16 protein-coding genes and 1 pseudogene are annotated in these 17,336 nt (G+C 70.3%); 11 read left to right on the top strand and 6 right to left on the bottom strand.

Annotation, left to right across the window (positions count from 1 at the left end; genetic code table 11):
- A partial coding sequence (locus tag AC1DWP_RS11605; protein ID WP_477614632.1) for an acyl-ACP desaturase occupies window positions 1–340 on the bottom strand: 340 nt, incomplete at its 3' end.
- A gap of 517 nt (window positions 341–857) precedes the next feature.
- Here AC1DWP_RS11605 and AC1DWP_RS11610 point away from each other — a divergent pair.
- From AC1DWP_RS11610 to AC1DWP_RS11620, 3 genes are all read left to right on the top strand, one after another.
- Complete coding sequence (locus tag AC1DWP_RS11610; RefSeq protein ID WP_477614633.1) at window positions 858–1,250, top strand: hypothetical protein; 393 nt, start codon at window positions 858–860, stop codon at window positions 1,248–1,250.
- A 371-nt stretch (window positions 1,251–1,621) separates the two neighbouring features.
- A complete protein-coding gene (locus AC1DWP_RS11615) occupies window positions 1,622–2,704 on the top strand; it encodes a hypothetical protein (RefSeq protein ID WP_477614634.1) in 1,083 nt (360 codons plus the stop codon).
- Window positions 2,701–3,237: a SigE family RNA polymerase sigma factor gene (locus AC1DWP_RS11620; protein WP_477614635.1), complete on the top strand. Its 537-nt coding sequence runs from the start codon at window positions 2,701–2,703 to the stop codon at window positions 3,235–3,237. The genes AC1DWP_RS11615 and AC1DWP_RS11620 overlap by 4 nt, the downstream gene beginning before the upstream one ends.
- Before the next feature lie 262 nt (window positions 3,238–3,499).
- Here AC1DWP_RS11620 and AC1DWP_RS11625 read toward each other — a convergent pair whose 3' ends face one another.
- Complete coding sequence (locus AC1DWP_RS11625; protein WP_477614636.1) at window positions 3,500–4,579, bottom strand: glycerophosphodiester phosphodiesterase family protein; 1,080 nt, start codon at window positions 4,577–4,579, stop codon at window positions 3,500–3,502.
- A gap of 119 nt (window positions 4,580–4,698) precedes the next feature.
- On the opposite strand from AC1DWP_RS11625, the gene folE reads away from it, so the two are divergent.
- The 5 genes from folE to AC1DWP_RS11650 all read left to right on the top strand — a co-directional run bounded on the left by folE (window position 4,699) and on the right by AC1DWP_RS11650 (window position 9,485).
- Window positions 4,699–5,343 carry a GTP cyclohydrolase I FolE gene (folE, locus tag AC1DWP_RS11630; protein ID WP_477614637.1) on the top strand — a complete coding sequence of 215 codons (645 nt, stop codon included), beginning with the start codon at window positions 4,699–4,701 and terminating at the stop codon, window positions 5,341–5,343.
- Window positions 5,344–5,428: 85 nt separating this feature from the next.
- Window positions 5,429–6,652, top strand: coding sequence for an ROK family transcriptional regulator (locus AC1DWP_RS11635; RefSeq protein WP_477614638.1), 1,224 nt, complete (start codon window positions 5,429–5,431; stop codon window positions 6,650–6,652).
- Window positions 6,653–6,721: 69 nt separating this feature from the next.
- Complete coding sequence (locus AC1DWP_RS11640; RefSeq protein ID WP_477614639.1) at window positions 6,722–7,729, top strand: ROK family protein; 1,008 nt, start codon at window positions 6,722–6,724, stop codon at window positions 7,727–7,729.
- Complete coding sequence (locus tag AC1DWP_RS11645) at window positions 7,726–8,652, top strand: 1-phosphofructokinase family hexose kinase (RefSeq protein WP_477614640.1); 927 nt, start codon at window positions 7,726–7,728, stop codon at window positions 8,650–8,652. The genes AC1DWP_RS11640 and AC1DWP_RS11645 overlap by 4 nt, the downstream gene beginning before the upstream one ends.
- Entirely contained in the window at window positions 8,649–9,485 is an 837-nt protein-coding gene (locus tag AC1DWP_RS11650) for a class II fructose-bisphosphate aldolase (RefSeq protein ID WP_477614641.1), read from the top strand. The genes AC1DWP_RS11645 and AC1DWP_RS11650 overlap by 4 nt, the downstream gene beginning before the upstream one ends.
- 50 nt (window positions 9,486–9,535) lie before the next feature.
- Here AC1DWP_RS11650 and AC1DWP_RS11655 read toward each other — a convergent pair whose 3' ends face one another.
- Complete coding sequence (locus AC1DWP_RS11655; protein WP_477614642.1) at window positions 9,536–11,092, bottom strand: dolichyl-phosphate-mannose--protein mannosyltransferase; 1,557 nt, start codon at window positions 11,090–11,092, stop codon at window positions 9,536–9,538.
- Window positions 11,093–11,178: 86 nt separating this feature from the next.
- On the opposite strand from AC1DWP_RS11655, the gene rsmI reads away from it, so the two are divergent.
- Window positions 11,179–12,054 carry a 16S rRNA (cytidine(1402)-2'-O)-methyltransferase gene (rsmI, locus tag AC1DWP_RS11660; RefSeq protein ID WP_477615294.1) on the top strand — a complete coding sequence of 292 codons (876 nt, stop codon included), beginning with the start codon at window positions 11,179–11,181 and terminating at the stop codon, window positions 12,052–12,054.
- Here rsmI and AC1DWP_RS11665 read toward each other — a convergent pair.
- The 3 genes and pseudogenes from AC1DWP_RS11665 to AC1DWP_RS11675 form a co-directional block, all read right to left on the bottom strand.
- Window positions 12,047–12,817, bottom strand: a complete 771-nt coding sequence (locus AC1DWP_RS11665) for a CPBP family intramembrane glutamic endopeptidase (protein ID WP_477614643.1) — start codon at window positions 12,815–12,817, stop codon at window positions 12,047–12,049. The two genes, rsmI and AC1DWP_RS11665, sit on opposite strands and share 8 nt — an antisense overlap.
- 46 nt (window positions 12,818–12,863) lie before the next feature.
- Window positions 12,864–13,462 (bottom strand): annotated as a pseudogene (locus AC1DWP_RS11670) (DUF4126 domain-containing protein).
- 168 nt (window positions 13,463–13,630) lie between these two features.
- A complete protein-coding gene (locus tag AC1DWP_RS11675; RefSeq protein WP_477614644.1) occupies window positions 13,631–14,266 on the bottom strand; it encodes a hypothetical protein in 636 nt (211 codons plus the stop codon).
- Between the two features lie 203 nt (window positions 14,267–14,469).
- Here AC1DWP_RS11675 and AC1DWP_RS11680 point away from each other — a divergent pair, with 203 nt between their 5' ends.
- Together AC1DWP_RS11680 and AC1DWP_RS11685 are read left to right on the top strand one after the other, a co-directional pair.
- A complete protein-coding gene (locus AC1DWP_RS11680) occupies window positions 14,470–16,584 on the top strand; it encodes a sensor histidine kinase (RefSeq protein WP_477614645.1) in 2,115 nt (704 codons plus the stop codon).
- The gene (locus AC1DWP_RS11685) at window positions 16,581–17,258 is read left to right on the top strand and encodes a response regulator transcription factor (RefSeq protein WP_477614646.1); all 678 of its coding nucleotides are present in this window, start codon (window positions 16,581–16,583) and stop codon (window positions 17,256–17,258) included. Before AC1DWP_RS11680 ends, AC1DWP_RS11685 begins: the two co-directional genes overlap by 4 nt.
- Window positions 17,259–17,336 lie beyond the last annotated feature (78 nt).

Consider the following 17,336-nt stretch of genomic DNA (forward strand, 5'->3'; position numbering starts at 1 on the left):
TGCAGAACGCGTGTCGCCCTTCCTCGGCGGTCCATCGGTTGACCCAGGTCCCCCACGCGCTGTCGCGGCCGAAGGCCTGGTCGATCACCCGGTGGTAGCTGGGCAGGTTGTCCTCGGTGAGGAGGTTGACCTCCAGCGCCGTCCGGGCGATCGGCGAGAGCTGCGACTGGTCCGGCGACCACGGGTCGCCGCCAAGCTCGGCGAAGTCGCGGCCCAGCGACCACGGGACGTACTCGTGCGGCATCCAGTCCTGAGCGGCTTCGAGGTGACGGTTGAGGTTCTCCTCGACGGTCGGCTCGAGGGCGGCGAGCAACTGGGCGCTGTCGAGTGCGGCGGCCACGGGGTCCTCCTCGTTGACGAGCGCGCAGGTCGCGCCCACCCCTGCTTACACCCTCCGAGCTCGCCGATACACAGTTGTGAGCAGGCCCGTGATGGCCGAACGCCCAAATTCGTCAGTCGGTGGACGGCGGGACGAGCGCCTGGCAGCTTTAGATCGATGCGGGCGAAGTCGTCGGACGTCGCGTTGAGCGCTTCCACGGGCATGCCAGCCGCACACGCCAACGTCGCCTCGCCAGGGACGGACGCACGCGGCGGAGTGACTGTGAGGATCGCCAACGCAGCCTGATGGTGCTGGGCTGTGGTTGGTGACCGCGAGTGTGACCCCCGGAAAGACTGGCCTTCGTGCCTTGTTTGCGACCTGTCCGCTCGTGGTCACCGGCCCCGGCCCGGTTGGAGGAGCTGGCCTGATCAGGAGCTTGACCACCCGGCGTTAGCGGCGCCGGATGTGTCTCATCACAGTCCTGCCGAGGCTCCGTCCCGGACCGGAACCACATCCCGTCCGGCGAAGGAGAGAACGCATGAACAGTCTGACCGATCTGCGCGAGGTGGTCGATGTCGTCATCGGCGTCGACACCCACGGCCACACCCACTCCGCAGCCGTGGTCGATACTGCGACCGGTGGTGTCCTCGACGAGATCACCGTCGAGGCGACAGCCCAGGGCTATGCCGAGCTGGTGGAGTTCGCCAACAACCACCCGATGCCGCGGGCTTGGGCGATCGAAGGGGACCGGCGGTCACGGCGCCGGTCTGAGCCGTCACCTGCTGGAGATGTCGGAGATCGTCATCGAGCTGGACCGGCCGAAGCGAGCTGCGCGTGGCAACGGCGCGAAGACCGATCCGCTCGATGCGATCCGCGCTGCCCGGGAAGCGATGGCCCGACCGCGGTTGGGAACACCTCGCGCCGGGGGTGAACGCCAAGCACTGTCAGTGCTTTTGGCTGCTCGCCGCTCCGCGATAAGTGCCTCCACCGAGGCCCAGCAGCAGGTCTTCGGCCTGGTCATCGCAGCACTCGAAAACCAGGCCACAGCTGCTTGACGAAGCATAGGAGCGTCGCGCCGCTCGGAGCGCGGCATGGGCGGACGCTCAGATGGCGGGAAAGGGCAATCCCACCTTCGGCTGGCGCGCGACGGCACCCTTCGGCTGTGGCCATCCACCGGCTCTCAGGCTCGTCGAGCCACCAGCCGCAACCCCTCTGACTGCGATGACTATGTCGGGTAGCGCACCCCTCCGAATGCCTCTCCCGTGGCGTGTTCCTGGGTGAGACTCTGGATCGGAGAAGCCCATGGACACGTTGCGCGACCTACTGGTGGACCTGGCCGACGATGCACCGACGGGAGGTGCGCCACCGGCGGAGCTCTGGGCGCGCGGAAAGCGGACTCAGCGCAGGCAGCTCGTGGCCCTCACGGCCGCTGCCCTGGTCGTGGGCACCATCGGCACGGGAGTCGGTCTACGACTCGGCGATCGCGATCAAATCGACCTTGTGCCGGCGACGAGCGTTGCCTTCCCGCTTCCGATCCAGTACCCGACGGGGGCGGTACTGCCGGAGCTCGGCGAAGCTCCGGGACCGCTGGCCGCAGTCTGGCTGGTCCCGCACGAGGGTGGCGGCTCGCCCGAGGCCGTCGGCCTGGTCGCCCGGACCGGGAGGTTCGGCAAGCTCTCGATCGACCTGCCTCGTGACGATCCCGAGGCGCTTGACAGAGTGAGGGTCGCGCTGTCGCCCGACGGACGCAGGCTGGCCTACACGCACCTGACGTCGCGTCCGGGGGCAGAGGATGTGGTCCTGCAGCCGGTCGTCCGCGACCTGGTCAGCGGCCAGACCCACACGTCCGCGTTCGGGTTCGGTACGCGCGTGGGGGGTCTGTGGGTCGACAACAACCACCTTTACGGCCTGGTCGCGGGAGGCAGTGACGGCGACGGATGGCTGTGGGAGCCGGGTAAGGCGCCCACCCGAGTCAACCCGTATCGGTTGCCCTACAGCGGTTCTGACGTTGCGGTCGCCAGTTGGCCCGCGCAGGGCCCACCGACGAACTTCGGCGACGACTCGAAGTCATGTTCAACGCTCAACGTCTATGACGCCAAGACCCTGAACAGTTCGCCGGCTGACGTACCAGCACTCTGCAACCTCCTCGGCGTGATCGGTCCCGACGTCCTGCTCGGTCAGCGGAAGAACCCGACCAATGGCGAGGTCACAGTGGTTGCCGAGGAGTTCGACGCCGCCGTTCCGTTCTGCCCCTCGAGCCAGCGCTGCGAGCTGCCGGTCGATGAGGCGCACCGTCGTCTGGTGGTCGCATCGGGGGCTCCCGATCGGGTCAGCTTCGCCAGCGCTCTGATCGGCCAGGCGCTCCGCACGGGCGGTCGGTCATGACCGGCTACGCCAGCTTCGAGGAATTCGTGGTCGCTCGCCGAGGAGCCCTGCTGCGGACCGCTTACCTGCTGACCGGCAACCATCACGATGCGGAGGACCTCGTGCAGTCAGCCCTGATCAAGGTGGTGCCCAAGTGGCAATGGATCGAGGACCGACCGGAGGGTTACGTCAGGCAGGTCCTCGCGCGTGAGTCCGTGAACCGCTGGCGCGGTCGCCGCTGGCGCGAGGTCCCGACCGACCTGATCCCCGAAGCGTCGTCCCACGCCAGTGCCGAGAACCTTGACCGCCTCGCACTCCTCGACGACCTCCGAAGGCTGTCGCCGCGCCAACGAGCGGTGCTGGTGCTGCGCTACTTCGACGACCTGACCGAGGCCCAAACGGCTGTGGCTCTCAACATCTCCGTGGGAACCGTCAAGTCACACGCCCGCGAGGCTTTGGCGCGCCTGCGCAACCAGCCATCAGACCAGCAGGAGGCTGCGGTCACGCCGTCAACCTCCACATCCAGTCGTCCAGCAGCCTCGGCTACTCCCTGACTGCCGGTGAATCCAATTGGGCGGAGTGCCGTATGCCAAGAGCATGACCTCGAGTGGTCAGGGTGTGCTCGAAGAGGCGCCGTCTGGAGTCGAGTGTCGGTGGGGGATCGCATGCTCGGTCGGGCGGGGTTCTTCTGTTGTCATTTGGACACCATCGCCCGCCTGCCGATGACACCGCCGCGTGGCCCGGAAAGGGAATCACGGTGCACGACAAGGCGGGGCACCTCGAACCGCAAGGTGCCCCGCCTCGACTCGACCACGCTCAGGGAGCGGGATAGGCCTTCGGCAGTCGCATGCCGCGCTCGGCCATGATGTCTCGCACATGGTTCGGGTAGTCGGTGATGATGCCGTCGACACCCATATCCATGAGCGCCTCGATCGTGGCGTTGTCATCGCACGTCCAGGGGATGACCTTCAGGCCGCGCTGGTGCGCCTCGGAGACCATCTCCTTGTCCGGGTAGAAGCGAAACATGGGGTCGCCCACGGTGCCGTTCTGCGGGAAGCCGTAGTTCGGCGACACCGCCGTCAGACCGGGTACCGCAGCCTCGGCCGTCTTGACCAGGTCACCTCCGTAGGTGTCGGAGTCGACGCCGCCCAGCCACGGGGAAGCACCAGGCTTGCCGACCTGAAGGAAGTCGTAGTTCGTCAGCGCGACCAGCGGCCAGGTCGGGGCGAGGGTGTGCATCAGCTTCAGTGCACCCCAGTCGAAGGACTGGATGGTCACCTGTCGCTCGATGCCCGAGGCGTGGATCTCCTCGTAGACCCGGCGGACGAACTGCTCACGTGGGGCCGTCTGCTCAGGGGCCCCGGCTTCCACCTTGGTCTCGATGTTGAGCGTGACCTGGTTGGCCCGGTATTCCTTCACGAGGTTCAGGACGTCCTTGAGCTCCGCCATGCGCCAGCCCTTGATCTGTTCCTGCTGTGGGAAGCCCGGCAGCTGCTGGTAGCCGCAGTCCATGGTCCTGATCTGGGCGAGTGTGAGGTCCTTGATGTACTTGCCCACGTAGGGATACATCGGGTCGCCCGGGAATACCGGCGCAGTGTCCTTGCACTTCTGCGCGCTGATCTGCCGGTCGTGGTTGACCACGACCTTGTCGTCCTTGGTGACGTGGGTGTCGAGCTCCAGGGTGCTCACGCCCAGCCCCAGCGCCTTGGCGAATCCGGGCAGGGACTCCTCCGTGGTCATGCCAATGCCACCACGGTGGGCCTGGAGGTCGAACTGCGCTTTCTGTGGCAACACGCCCGGACCGGCGGCGTCGGGAGTGGCCTGGGCCACGCCAGTGGCGGACAGACACAGGCCAGCCGCAATGGCTGTGGTCACAACAACTCGTAGTGCTCTCATGCCCCGGGACGCTAAGCGGGCCAATCGACGAGTTCGCGACCCCCGGGTGAACCCCGGCACAACCAGTGGTGTCCCGGTGCCGCATTGCGGTTTCGTGCATCGTCTTCTAATGTCTAACCATGTCTCTTTTAGAATCCGTCGCAGCGCGGGACGCCGATCAGGACGACCACCCCCCGGCGGGCCGGCTACGGGTGGTCCACGAGCGAACAGCCGTGGACCTGCGAGCGGCCGAGCGAGCGGTGGCGGACCTGCTCCTGGCCCTCGGAAAGGACCCGGCGTCCGCGCACCTCAGCGACACGCCGCGTCGCGTGGCCGCCTCGTATGCCGAGCTGCTCACCCCTCGCGAGTTCGAGCTGACCACCTTCCCCAACGACGAGGGCTACGACGAGCTGGTGCTGGCCAGGGGCATCCCGATCCAGTCCCTCTGCGAGCACCACCTGCTGCCCTTCCACGGGACTGCCACCGTCGGCTACCTGCCGGGCGACCGCATCCTCGGGCTCTCGAAGCTGGCGCGCGTCGTCGAGCTCTTCGCCCGCGACCTGCAGGTCCAGGAGCGGCTCACCAAGCAGGTCGCACTCTGGTTGCAGGAGCACCTGTCGCCGCGTGGGGTCGGGGTGGTCATCGAGGCGGAGCACCTCTGCATGTCACTGAGAGGGGTGCGCGCCTCCGGCTCACGCACCGTGACCTCGGCGCTGCACGGCCAGCTGCGCGACGATCCCGGGTCTCGACAGGAGTTCTTCGCGCTGGCGGGGAAGGGCGCCTGAGGAGTTGGACCACGCGGTGAACTAACTCTTGCTAGCCTTCTCCGGGAAGGGTCGCCGAGACCCGTGCCAGGTCAGGAGGCTGTGCGTGCAGGAGGCCGAAGGTCGCACCGACCCCGCCTCGATGCGTCGCGCGAACCTGGGCCTGATCCTGCGGCACCTCCGTGACCGAGGGGGCAGGTCGCGGGCGCGACTGGCCGCCGAGACGGGCCTGTCCAAGGCCACCATGTCGACGCTCATCGCCGACCTGGTCGACCGGGGTCTGGTCGTCGAGGGGGAGCCCGACAGGGCCGGGGCCGTGGGCCGTCCGGGGCTGACGGTCAGCCTCGACGGACGACGGGTCTGCGGGCTCGGGGTCGAGATCAATGTCGACTACCTCAGCCTGATCGCGGTGGACCTCTCGGGCACCGTCATCCGCGAGTCGACGCGCCCGATCGATGCCGCCAACCTCTCTGCAGGCGACACCATCGCCAGAGCGTCCGAGCTCCTCGGCGAGGCCCTGGCCTCACTGGGCGCAGCAGGAGTGCAGTGCGTCGCCATCACCATCGCCGCCCCCGGCTTCATCGACAGTGGCGGCGGTGTCGTGCGGCTCGCGCCCAACCTGGGATGGCGCGACGTCGGCCTCGTCGATGAGGTCGAACGCCTTCTGGGACAAGGACATCCGCGCATCTCGATCCAGCACGACGCCAAGCTCGCTGCCGTGGCCGAACACGCCCTGCGAGCGGGCCAGGGCGTCAGTGACCTGCTGTACATCTCCGGCGACGTGGGGGTCGGTGGAGGCATCATCTCTGGCGACCACATCCTGCGTGGCACCCACGGCTCTGCCGGGGAGATCGGTCACCTGCCGCTCGACCCGGCCGGCCGCCAGTGCGTCTGCGGACGTCGGGGCTGCTGGGAGACGATGGTCGGGCTCGCCGCCTTCCTGCGACTCGCCGCGGACGAGTCGGACGTGGTGCACAACCCGGGACGGCCGCTCGAAGACCGCCTGCGTGAGCTCCGTCGACGTGCCCTGGACGGCGATGCCCGCACCCTGGCCGCGCTGGCCACCATCTCCGAAGGGCTCGGCACGGGTGTGTCGATCCTCGTCGACGTCCTCGACCCCGGCATGGTCGTCCTCGGCGGCTACTTCGCGTGGTTCGAGGAGCAGCTGGTCGTCCCTGTCGCCGAGCTCGTCGTCGAGCGTCGCCTCAACACGACTGCCGAGGTATGCCGCGTGGTCGGCTCCACGCTCGGCCTCACCTCCGCGGCCCGGGGCGGGGCGCACTACTCGCTCGACACGGTCTTTCAGGATCCGAGTGTGGTCGCGCCCTGACATGCCCTGACATCGGGCCTTGACATCCGACCGTGGCTTGACGAGATAATTCAGGCACCGAATGAATCAATGAGCGCGAGGTCCACCATGGCGGGGCAGTCCCAGAAGCTCCCCGCTGCCGCTGCCGCTGCGGTGGTGGCCGCCGTCGACATCGGGGGCACCCGGATCAAGGCCGCCCTCGTGGACCGCGACTACGGCGTGGTCGTCCAGACGACGACGCCGACCCCCAGCGACATCGGGGCCGACCTCGGCGGAGTGGTCGCCGCCACGGTGAAGGAGCTCCTGGCCGCCGCTCCCCGTGACCACGCGGTGCGCCTCGTGGGGTGCGGTGTGGTCGTCCCCGGCCTGGTCGACGAGGTGCGCGGGATCGGCGTCTACTCCGCCAACCTCGGCTGGCGGGACCTCGACATCCGCGGCGGCGTCGAGTCCCTGCTCCAGGTGCCCGTCGTCGTGGGGCACGACGTCCGGGCCGGCCTGCTGGCCGAGTCGCGTCTCGGTGGCGCGCGCGGCCGCAGGCAGGCCCTGTTCATGCCCCTCGGCACCGGCATCGCCGGAGCCCTCCTGCTCGACGGCGCGGTGGTCTCCGGCGACGGTTGGGCCGGCGAGCTGGGTCACGTCGTGGTCGAGCCGTCGGGGCCCGCCTGTCCGTGTGGCCAGCGCGGCTGCCTCGAAGTGCTGGCCTCCGCCGGCGCGATCGAGCGGACCTACGCCGAGCGCTCCCGACGACAGTCCCAGCCGCAGTCCCAGGTGCAGCCCCCAGCAGAGTCCTCCGAGGCGATCTCCGCCGAGGTCATCGCCGCCCGCGCCGCGGCGGGGGAGGCCCTGGCCTCGTCGGTCTGGGCCGATGCGATCAGCGCGCTCGGCCGGGCGGTCGTCATGACGGTCACCCTCACGGGAATCGACCTCGTCCTCGTGGGAGGTGGGCTGTCCCAGGCTGGCGAGGTGCTGCTCGCGCCGCTGCGCGACGACGTCGCCGCCCGTCTCACCTTCCAGCGTCCCCCGGCCATCGAGCGGGCCGCCCTCGGCGACCGGGCCGGGTCGCTCGGGGCCGCCTGCCTCATCTGGGACGCCCTGTGATCCTCACCGTCACCCCCAATGCCGCGCTCGACGTGACCTACGAGGTCGACGCGCTCACGCGGCATACCAGTCACCGGGTGCGGGCCGTCACCGAGCGCGCGGGTGGCAAGGGAGTCAACGTCGCCTCGGTCCTGGTCGCGTGCGGCCACGATGTCGTGGTCACCGGGTGCGCCGGTGGGGCGACGGGCGCACGGATCCGGGCGGACCTCGAAGCCCGAGGACTGCGCCACTCCTTCGCCGACGCCGACGGCGAGGCGCGGCGCACCCTTACGGTGGTCTCGGCCTCGGAGGGCGACGCGACCGTGTTCAACGAACCCGGGCCGGAGCAGTCGCCGAAGTCCTGGCGCGCCCTGCTCGACCACATCGGCGACCTGCTGGCCGAGACCGCTGCGTCCGTCGTGGTGCTGGCCGGCAGCCTGCCTCCCGGCATCCCCGACGACGGCTATTCAGTCTTGGTTCGTCTGTGTCGCGACGCCGGGGCCGCTGTCATCCTCGATGCCGACGGCGAGCCGCTGCGCAGGGCCCTCGAGGCCGGGCCCGACATCGTCAAGCCCAACCGCGTCGAGCTTGCCGAAGCCACGGGGGCCGACGACGTGGTCGCCGGCGTCGCGGCGCTGCGCGCCCTGGGTGCCCGTGACGTGGTCGTCTCCGCCGGCCCCGACGGACTGACCTGGTATGCCGCGGACGGCGCCGCGGTGCACGCACGCCTGGACGCCTCGCTTGCCGGAAACCCGACGGGGGCCGGAGACGCGGTGGTCGCCGCCCTCGCCGCCGGCCTCGCCGAAGGTCGCCCGCACGACCTGGTCCTGCGCGATGCCGTGGCATGGTCGGGGGCAGCGGTGCTCCAGCCAGTCGCCGGCGTGGTGGATCCGACGGACATCTCCCGGTTGGAGACCCAAACCCTCGTGGAGGACGTTCGATGACCCTGGTGAACCTCGCCGACGTGCTGACCGAGGCATCGACCCGCGACCGCGGTGTCGGAGCCTTCAACGTCATCCAGCTCGAGCACGCCGAGGCCCTCGTGGGCGCCGCCGAGGAGACCGGCCTGCCGGTGGTGCTCCAGATCAGTGAGAACGCTGCTCGCTACCACGGGGCTCTGGCGCCGATCGCCTTGGCCACCAAGGCGATTGCCGAGGCGTCATCGGCTCGGTGCGTGCTGCACCTCGACCATGCCGAGAGTGTGGCGCTGGTCGACGAGGCCATCGGCCTGGGTTTCACGTCGGTGATGTTCGACGGGTCGAAGCTGGACGACGCGAGCAACCGCTCGACGACCCGCGAAGTCGTGGTGCGGTGCCACGCCGCCAGGGTCTCGGTCGAGGCCGAGCTGGGCGAGATCGGAGGCAAGGACGGCGTGCACGCGCCGGGGGTCCGCACCGAGCCGGCGGACGCCGCCGCCTTCGCCGCTGACACCGGGGTGGATGCCCTGGCCGTCGCGGTGGGTTCGTCGCACGCGATGACGAGCCGCACGGCGACACTCGACCTCGACCTGATCGCCCGCATCCGTGCCGCCGTGCCGGTTCCCTTGGTGCTGCACGGTTCCTCGGGCGTCGCGGACGAGTCCCTGGTTGCAGCCGTCGCCCACGGCATGACGAAGGTCAACATCGCGACGCACCTCAACTCGGCCTTCACCGCGGCCGTGCGCGAGCACCTCGCCGACAACCCGACCGTCGTCGACACCCGCCGCTACCTCGGTGCCGGCCGGGCAGCGGTCGAGGCCGAGGCCGCCCGGCTGCTGCGCCTGCTCGCCGGGGAGTGACCGGCTGAGCTGTCCGACCCACCTGCCCGACCCACGTGCGAGCCGATCCGCTAGACCCAGCTGGGGAACCACATCCGCAGCGACCACTGGCTCTGCGGGATCACCTGCGCGGTGTAGACCGGCCAGAAGAACGCGAAGATCGCCAGCGTCAGCACGCAGTAGGCGCCCACGGCATACAGGCCGATCTCCCGGCGTCGCCACGAGTCGGTGCGCTTCCCCAGGGCCAGCCCCAGCACGAACACCACCGCGAAGATGATCCACGGCTCGAACGCCACCGTGTAGAAGGAGTAGATGGTGCGCTCCTCGAGCCCGAACCAGGGCAGGTAGCCGCCAGCCAGCCCGGCGAGGATTCCGCCGGCGCGCCAGTCCCGCTTGAACAGCCAGTAGAAGACCAGCACCAGGATGGCGGCCGCGCCGAGCCACCAGATCGAGACGGTGCCGATCGACGTGATCGCCTTGGAGCACTGGGCGACCGGGCAGCCGTCCACCCCGCGCTTCGGGCCCTCGTAGAAGAACGACGTCGGACGTCCCTGGATGACCCACGACCACGGGTTGGTCCGGTACGGGTGGTTGTCGTGCAGGTTGACGTGGAACTTGTAGATCTCCTGGTGGTAGTGCCACAGCGAACGCAGCGCATCGGGCACCCACGGAGTGTCGTGCGACGGGTGGATCTTGCCCCACTGACGGTCGTAGCCGCCGCTGGACGCGAACCAGCCGACCCACGACGCGAGGTAGGTGGCAAGAGCCGTGGTGCACATCACCAGGGCTGCCCACAGTCCGTCGCGCACGACCATTCCCGAGAACCAGTGCCGCACCCCGACGGCACGACGGGCCCCCATGTCCCACAGGACCGTCATCAGCCCGAACGCCATGAGGAAGAACAGCCCCGACCACTTCGTCCCGGCGCAGAGGCCGAGGCAGATGCCCGCCACCCAGCGCCACGGACGGGCCCCGAGCCACGGACCGAGCCCCGAGGCGAGCGCATGGTTCGACAGCCCTGCCGCGCGCTCGGCGAGCAGGGCCCGGGACCGGTCACGGTCGATGAGCAGCGCGCAGAACGCCGCCAGCGCCCAGAACATCACGATGAGGTCGAGCAGCCCGGTCCGTGACTGGACGAAGTGGTGGCCCTCGAAGGCGACGAGGAACGCCGCGATCGTGCCGAGCAGTGACGACCCGAACATCCGTCGCGCGGCACGCCCGATCATCAGGATCGACAGGGTCCCCAGCACGCACACCGAGAACCGCCAGCCGAACGACGACGTCTGCCCGAACAGGTGCTCCCCGGCCGCGATGATCCACTTGCCCACGGGTGGGTGGACGACCAGATCCCCTTCTGTCCCAAAGACATCCGGAGTGCCTTGCGTGAACAGCTCGTCCGGCTTCTTGATGGTGCCCGGCACGCGCATCTCGACGCCGTACTCGAGCATCGAGACACCCTGCTTGACGTAGTACGTCTCGTCGAAGACCAGCTGGTGCGGACGGCCCAACGACCAGAACCGCATGCCACCGCCCACGACCGCGAAGAACAGCGGGCCGAGCCACCCCCAGAGGGTGTCCGATGGCCTGAATCCGAGCAGCCGTGATCGCAGCAGCTCGATCCGGGTCATGCGCGCCATCGTATGCACAGGAACTACGGCGCCCCTGACAGGATGGCGACGTGACCTCCGCCGCGACTCCCGCCGCAACCTCGGGCGTGACTACGGCCGCGACTTCGGGCGCGACCTCGGGCCTCGGCGTCCTCGTCCTCGCAGCCACTCCGATCGGCGACCCCCGCGATGCCGCCCCCCGTCTCGCCGAGGAGATCGCCACCGCCGACATCGTCGCGGCGGAGGACACGCGCCGGCTGCGGCGGCTGTGCTCCGACCTCGGCATCTCCCCGGCCGGTTCGGTGCTCAGCTACCACGAGCACAACGAGGCGTCGCGCACCCCTGACCTGGTCGAGCGCCTCCGCGCCGGCGCGCGGGTGGTCGTGGTGACCGATGCCGGTATGCCGTCCGTGTCGGATCCCGGGTACCGGCTCGTCGACGCCGCGGTCACCGCGGGGATCCGCGTCACGTGCGTGCCCGGCCCGAGCGCGGTGCTCATGGCGCTCGCCGTCTCCGGCCTGCCGGTCGACCGGTTCTGCTTCGAGGGCTTCCTGCCGCGCAAGGCGGGGGAGAAGGCGCGCGGCCTGGCTGCCCTCGCGGACGAACGGCGGACGATGGTCTTCTTCGAGGCGCCGCACCGCATCGATGCCACCCTCGTCGCAATGGCGGACGCCTTCGGCCCGGATCGCCGCGCGGCGGTCTGCCGGGAGCTCACGAAGACCTACGAGGAGGTCCGCCGCGGAGGGCTCGCCGAGCTGGCGGCCTGGGCGGCCGACGGGGTCCGGGGCGAGATCACCGTGGTGGTGGCCGGGGCGACGCCGACGGTGACGACCGTCGAGGAGGCCCTGCCCGGCATACAGGAGCGGGTGGCGGGCGGTGAGCGGCTCAAGGACGTCTGCTCCGACGTGGCGGCCACCACGGGCCTGAAGAAGAAGGCGCTCTACGACGCGGCCGTCTCGCGGGGGAAGCCGGCTCTCAGCTGAGCCAGGCGAGGTGGTCCTTCAGCAGGGCATAACCCACGAAGGCGACGACGTCGAGCAGGGTGTGGGCCACGACGAGCGGGCCGACCCGTCGGGTGCGCGTGTAGACCCAGCCGAACAGCAGCCCCATCGCGAGGTTGCCGACGAACCCGCCGAAGCCCTGGTAGAGGTGGTAGGACCCGCGGATCAGCGCCGAGGTGACCATGACGACGGGCAGCGACCAGCCGGCACGGAGCCACCGGGTGTAGAGGTAGCCGATCATGACGACTTCCTCGAGCACGGCGTTCTGCACGGCGGCCAGCACGAGCACCGGGATGGTCCACCACTGGTCCGAGAGGTTCGCCGCGGCGATCGTGGTGTTGAGCCCGAGCGCCCTTGCCGCCGCGTAGAGCCCGAGCCCCGGCAGCCCCACCGCGGCGGCGAGCAAGGCGCCACGGAGCAGGTCGCGTCCCGGTTGGCGCAGGTCCGCGCCCATCGCGTGCCGGGCGTCCGGGCGGTCGCGCGACAACAGGTGCAAGGCCAGGGCGACGGGGACGAGGGCGAGGACGATGCCCACGAGCTGGTAGGTCAGGTCGAGCCACGGCCGGTCGGGCGTGACGGAGGAGTTCATGGCCGTCGTCTGGCGGTTCAGCGCCACGGGTTGGGTCAGCTTGTTGACGAGCGACAGCAGGGCCCAGACACCGCTCGCGCCCAGGCTGACCCCCAGCACGAGGACCGTCTCGGAGACGAGGGATCGGCGCGTGGGGGCTTCGGCGGCGACGGTCATGCGCCCAGTCTGCTGCTGCGGGCTGGACGAACCCTGACGGGTGGGCTCATACGAGTGCGGCGCGGCGATCTCGTCTCCTGCGCCATCGCCGCACCTTGAGCCAGAGCCAGACGAGCAGCCACGCCAGCAGGACGAGGAACAGGATCACCAGCACCGGGATGAAGACGGCCACCAGGCTCAGCCCGATCGACGCACCGTCCTCGACGGTCGACGCCACCGGCGCCCCGAACCCGAGCGTGCCGGCGTTGATGGCCGGTCTGGCCACCGTCTTCCCACCGTGCACCAGACCTGAGGTGACCACGCCCAGGATGACGCCGACCCACGGGTTGTTGGTCATCCAGGACGAGTGGTCGAGGCCCTCGGCGGCCGACGTGGCGGCAAAGATCAGGCCACCCATGCTCGGCCGGATGAACGTCTGAACCGCGTCGTTGACGGTGTCGATCGCGGGGATCTTGTCGAGCACCACCTCGGTGAGCAGCAGCACCGCGCCGATCCCGATCGCCCACCACGACTCGATCCACGCATACGACTGCGGCAGCGTGATGAAGTCCGTGAACCGGGCGATCAGCGCCACGACGAGGAACGGGATGTAGGCGTTGAGCCCCGCTGCCGCGGACAACCCATGCCGGTCAGTGCGGCGATCATCGGCCACCTCCTGTGCGGGTGCGGCGCACCTGTGAAGACATGTCTACTCGACGCCGGTGCGAAATGCGCGGTTCCGCCTCCGCCGCTGTCACCTTCTCCAGCCACCCGACGCAGGTATGCCGCGCGCGGAGTTCCGCGCGCGGCATACCGATAGAGGTGGAGGTGGGTTCAGCTGCCGTCGGCCCGCTTGCGGGCGACGATCTGGCCGAGGACGGCGTAGCCGACGACGAGGTGGGCCGCGCCGACCCAGCGGGCAACGCCCTCACCGAAGATGCCCATCGCGGGCACGGTCACGACGGCCCAGCTCTCGGCGACCAGGGGGTAGAAGCGGGACAAGCCCTTCCAGCGGCCCGCGATGGCGATGCGGATGCCGATGAGGAACATGCCGAGCATCGAGATCGGCCAGAACATGTCGAGCGCCAGCGACGCAGGGTTGTCGAGGTTGGTCAGCCCGAAGAAGTCCGAGGCCGTGGAGGCCATCGCCAGGGCGAGGGCACCGGTCTGGATGCGCAGGACGCTGCGGGCGACCTTGCCGGAGCCGATGGCCTTGGTGCGCCACAGGACCCGCACCAGGCTGAGGACTCCGACCTGGAAGAGGAACGAACTCGCGTTGTGGGCGTACTGGTAGGCAGTCGTCTCGCTGTTGAGCCCGAACACGACGATCATGCTCGACCAGGCGAGGGCCCCGACGGTGAGCATCGTGCCGTGCCGGAAGTACGGACGCGGGTTGGTCGCCTCGGGCACCTGGGTGGTCGCGGCGGCGACGTCAGAGCGAGCGGGGGCGGAGGTCTTCGTGACCGACATGGTGGGTCTCCTTGCTGGGTGGTGGTGTCTGTGGTTGTGGTGGTGCGGCCGGCACGTGGTCGGTGCCGTTGCCGAGAACTCTGTGGCGCCCCGCGACCCGGGCGGCAGGGGTCGGCGTCCCGTCTCCGGTCCCAGAAGGTGTCCCGACAGATCGGGACACCAATCCCCTGACGGCGGGACACCGGCGTTGGCACACTGGCGAGGTGACCGCTGTGCCAGCCCTGCGCGCCGAGGCGTCGAGCCCGCGCGCGCCCGGGAAACCGGGTTCGCGAGGCGTCGACGCCGGCCCGCGGCACGCCCTCGTGCCCGCGCTGCTCGTGCTGGTGCTGGTGGCCCTCGTGGTCGGCTGCGTGGTGCTCGACGCGCAGTCCACGGACGCCCAGCGCGCGCTCTACGTCTCCGAGCGGGGCGTCGTCAGCGGGGCGATCGGCGCCCTCGTCGGGTTGTGCGGCGCCGCGATCCTCGCGTTCCGCCCGTGGCACGTGGTGGGACTGGTCCTCGCCGGCGCCGGCGCCTTCTGGGCGCTCGACGGTTTCTGCGAGTCGTATGCCGTCGTGGGACTGCACGACCGGCCGCCACTGCCGCTCACGGGACTTGCCTACTGGGTGGTCTCCGAGGCCGGGTCGCTGCTGCTCGTGGCGCTTCCGCTGGTGCTGGTGCTCTACCCGACCGGTCGCCTGCCGTCCGGGCGGTGGCGGTGGGTCGGCCTTGCCGCCCTCGTCATGTCGCTGGCCCTCCCGCTCAGCCTGGTCCTCGCGCCCGACACCGTGATCTACGACGGCCGTCTCCCCGACGAGGTGGTGGCGCTCCTGCCGCAGATCGCGCTGCCGCTGTCGGGGTCGGTTGCGACGGCGACCATCCACGTCAGTCAGGTGCTGACCATGCTCGCGATGCCGCTGGCTGCCGCCACCGTGTTCGCGCGACACGCACGCTCCACCGGCGTCGAGCGCACCCAGCTGCGCTGGCTGCTGTGGGCCGCGATCGTCTGCCTGCTGGCCGGCGGCGTCATGCTGCTCGACCTCAACGGGCCGGTCGGGTTCGCCGCCTTGGTGCTCGCGCTCGTGGCGACCAGCGTCTCCGTGGTCATCGGCGTGGTCCGACCCGAGACCGGCGACGTCGACGCCCTGGTCGGCGGCACGCTCGTCTATGGCGGCATCGCCGCCCTGTTCGTCCTCCTCGATCTGGCTGTCGTGGCGGCGGCCGCCTCGCTGCTCGGCGACCGCTTCGAGGAGCGGCAGGTGACCGTGCTCGTCCTCGTGCTGGCCGTCGCCGCGTACGGGCCACTGCGGTCGTGGCTCACCGCGCAGGTGCGCCGCCGGGTGCTGGGCAGGCGGGGGGAGCGGTACGAGGTCGTCTCGGCCCTGGCCGAGCGCCTCGAGGAGTCGGGTGGTCTCGAGGAGCAGCTGCCGATGCTGGCCGCGACGGTGGCAGAGGCGTTCCGGGTGCCGTTCGTGCGGGTCGAGGTCCTCGGGCCCGGCGGCCAGGGGCTCGCGGCGACCCACGGGACGGAGCCGTCAGCGAGCCGCTCGTTCCCCATCTCCTACCGGGGTGAGCGGATCGGGTCGATCGAGCTGCCCGACGGGGGGATCCGCGGCATGCTCTCGCGCCGCGACCGCGTGCTGCTGGTCGACGTCGTCCGGCAGGCGGCCATCGCCGTGCGCAGCAGCCTGCTGGCGCGGGAGCTCCAGGAGTCGCGCGAGCAGCTGGTGCTGGCGCGGGAGGAGGACCGCAGGCGGATCCGTCGCGACCTGCACGACGGCCTGGGCCCGGTGCTCGGCGGAGTGGCCATGCGACTGGATGCCGCGGGCAACGCGGTGGCGACCGACCCGCAGACTGCGCACCGGCTGGTCGTGCAGTCCCGAGCCGAGATCACTGAGGCGCTCGCCGACGTGCGACGGCTGGTCCACGGGTTGCGGCCGCCGGCGCTCGACGACCTTGGCCTGCTCGCGGCTGTCGAGCAGCAGGCGGACCGTACCCGCGCGGCGGGGCTGGACGTCTCCGTCCGCGCCGACGACGTCGCCGGCCTGCCCGCGGCCGTGGAGGTCGCGGCATACCGGATCGTGTCGGAGGCGCTCACGAACGTGGCCCGCCACGCGCACGCGCGCACCTGCACCGTCTCGCTCGCGACCGGTCCGGCCGATCTCGCCGTCGAGGTGCACGACGACGGCCGCGGCATCGCGGCGGACGTGGTCGCCGGGGTGGGTCTGCGGTCGCTGCGTGAGCGGGTGGAGGAGCTGGGTGGTCGCTACGAGGTGCTGTGCCCGCCTGGCGGCGGCACGACGGTTCGGGCGTGGTTGCCGACGGGTGGGGGCGCATGAGCGACGACCGTGAGACCCCGGCTGGCGGCGCCGTCAGGGTGCTGATCGCCGACGACCACCCGATCTTCAGGGACGGCCTGGCGACCCTCCTCGCACCGCACCCCGACATCGAGGTCGTCGCGCGCGCCGCCGACGGCGCCGAAGCCGTGGCCCTGGCCGCCGAACACCGTCCCGACGTCATCGTCATGGACATCCAGATGCCCCACGTCAACGGCATCGAGGCCACCCGTCAGGTCCTGGCCGCGCAACCGTCGGTCGGCGTCCTCGTCTTCACGATGGGTGAGGACGACGGGACCCTGCTGTCGGCGATGCGGGCCGGAGCGCGCGGCTACCTCGTCAAGGGGGCCGCGCAGGACGAGGTGGTCCGCGCCATCATCGCGGTCGCCGGGGGAGGCGTGGTGTTCGGCGCGTCGCTGGCCGCACGGATCGGCGACCTGCTGTCGCCGTCCTCGCAGCACCGGGCCCCCGAGTTCCCGATGCTCACCGACCGAGAGCGCGAGGTGCTCGACCTCATCGCCGCAGGGCGCAGCAACGGCCAGATCGCGGCCGAGCTCTACCTAGCGCCCAAGACCGTCCGCAACAACGTGTCCGCGATCCTGTCCAAGCTCCAGGCCACCGATCGCGCCGAGGTCATCATCCGGGCCCGCGACGCCGGGATGGGCCAGCGGGACTGACCGTCCGGCGGTCCCTCGGGTGCTCGGCGACGACCGCTCACCGATTGGCGCGGGGGTATCTCCCCGGATCGGCTCTCC

The sequence above is a fragment of the Pedococcus sp. P2_F6 genome (assembly GCF_056403675.1).

What these genes read in the sequence shown, in the direction of transcription:
- AC1DWP_RS11610 (WP_477614633.1), top strand. Translation starts at nt 858, where the DNA reads ATGAACAGTCTGACCGATCTGCGCGAGGTGGTCGATGTCGTCATCGGC.
- AC1DWP_RS11615 (WP_477614634.1), top strand. Translation starts at nt 1,622, where the DNA reads ATGGACACGTTGCGCGACCTACTGGTGGACCTGGCCGACGATGCACCG.
- AC1DWP_RS11620 (WP_477614635.1), top strand. Translation starts at nt 2,701, where the DNA reads ATGACCGGCTACGCCAGCTTCGAGGAATTCGTGGTCGCTCGCCGAGGA.
- AC1DWP_RS11625 (WP_477614636.1), bottom strand. Translation starts at nt 4,579, where the DNA reads ATGAGAGCACTACGAGTTGTTGTGACCACAGCCATTGCGGCTGGCCTG.
- folE (WP_477614637.1), top strand. Translation starts at nt 4,699, where the DNA reads ATGTCTCTTTTAGAATCCGTCGCAGCGCGGGACGCCGATCAGGACGAC.
- AC1DWP_RS11640 (WP_477614639.1), top strand. Translation starts at nt 6,722, where the DNA reads ATGAGCGCGAGGTCCACCATGGCGGGGCAGTCCCAGAAGCTCCCCGCT.
- AC1DWP_RS11650 (WP_477614641.1), top strand. Translation starts at nt 8,649, where the DNA reads ATGACCCTGGTGAACCTCGCCGACGTGCTGACCGAGGCATCGACCCGC.
- AC1DWP_RS11655 (WP_477614642.1), bottom strand. Translation starts at nt 11,092, where the DNA reads ATGACCCGGATCGAGCTGCTGCGATCACGGCTGCTCGGATTCAGGCCA.
- AC1DWP_RS11665 (WP_477614643.1), bottom strand. Translation starts at nt 12,817, where the DNA reads ATGACCGTCGCCGCCGAAGCCCCCACGCGCCGATCCCTCGTCTCCGAG.
- AC1DWP_RS11675 (WP_477614644.1), bottom strand. Translation starts at nt 14,266, where the DNA reads ATGTCGGTCACGAAGACCTCCGCCCCCGCTCGCTCTGACGTCGCCGCC.
- AC1DWP_RS11685 (WP_477614646.1), top strand. Translation starts at nt 16,581, where the DNA reads ATGAGCGACGACCGTGAGACCCCGGCTGGCGGCGCCGTCAGGGTGCTG.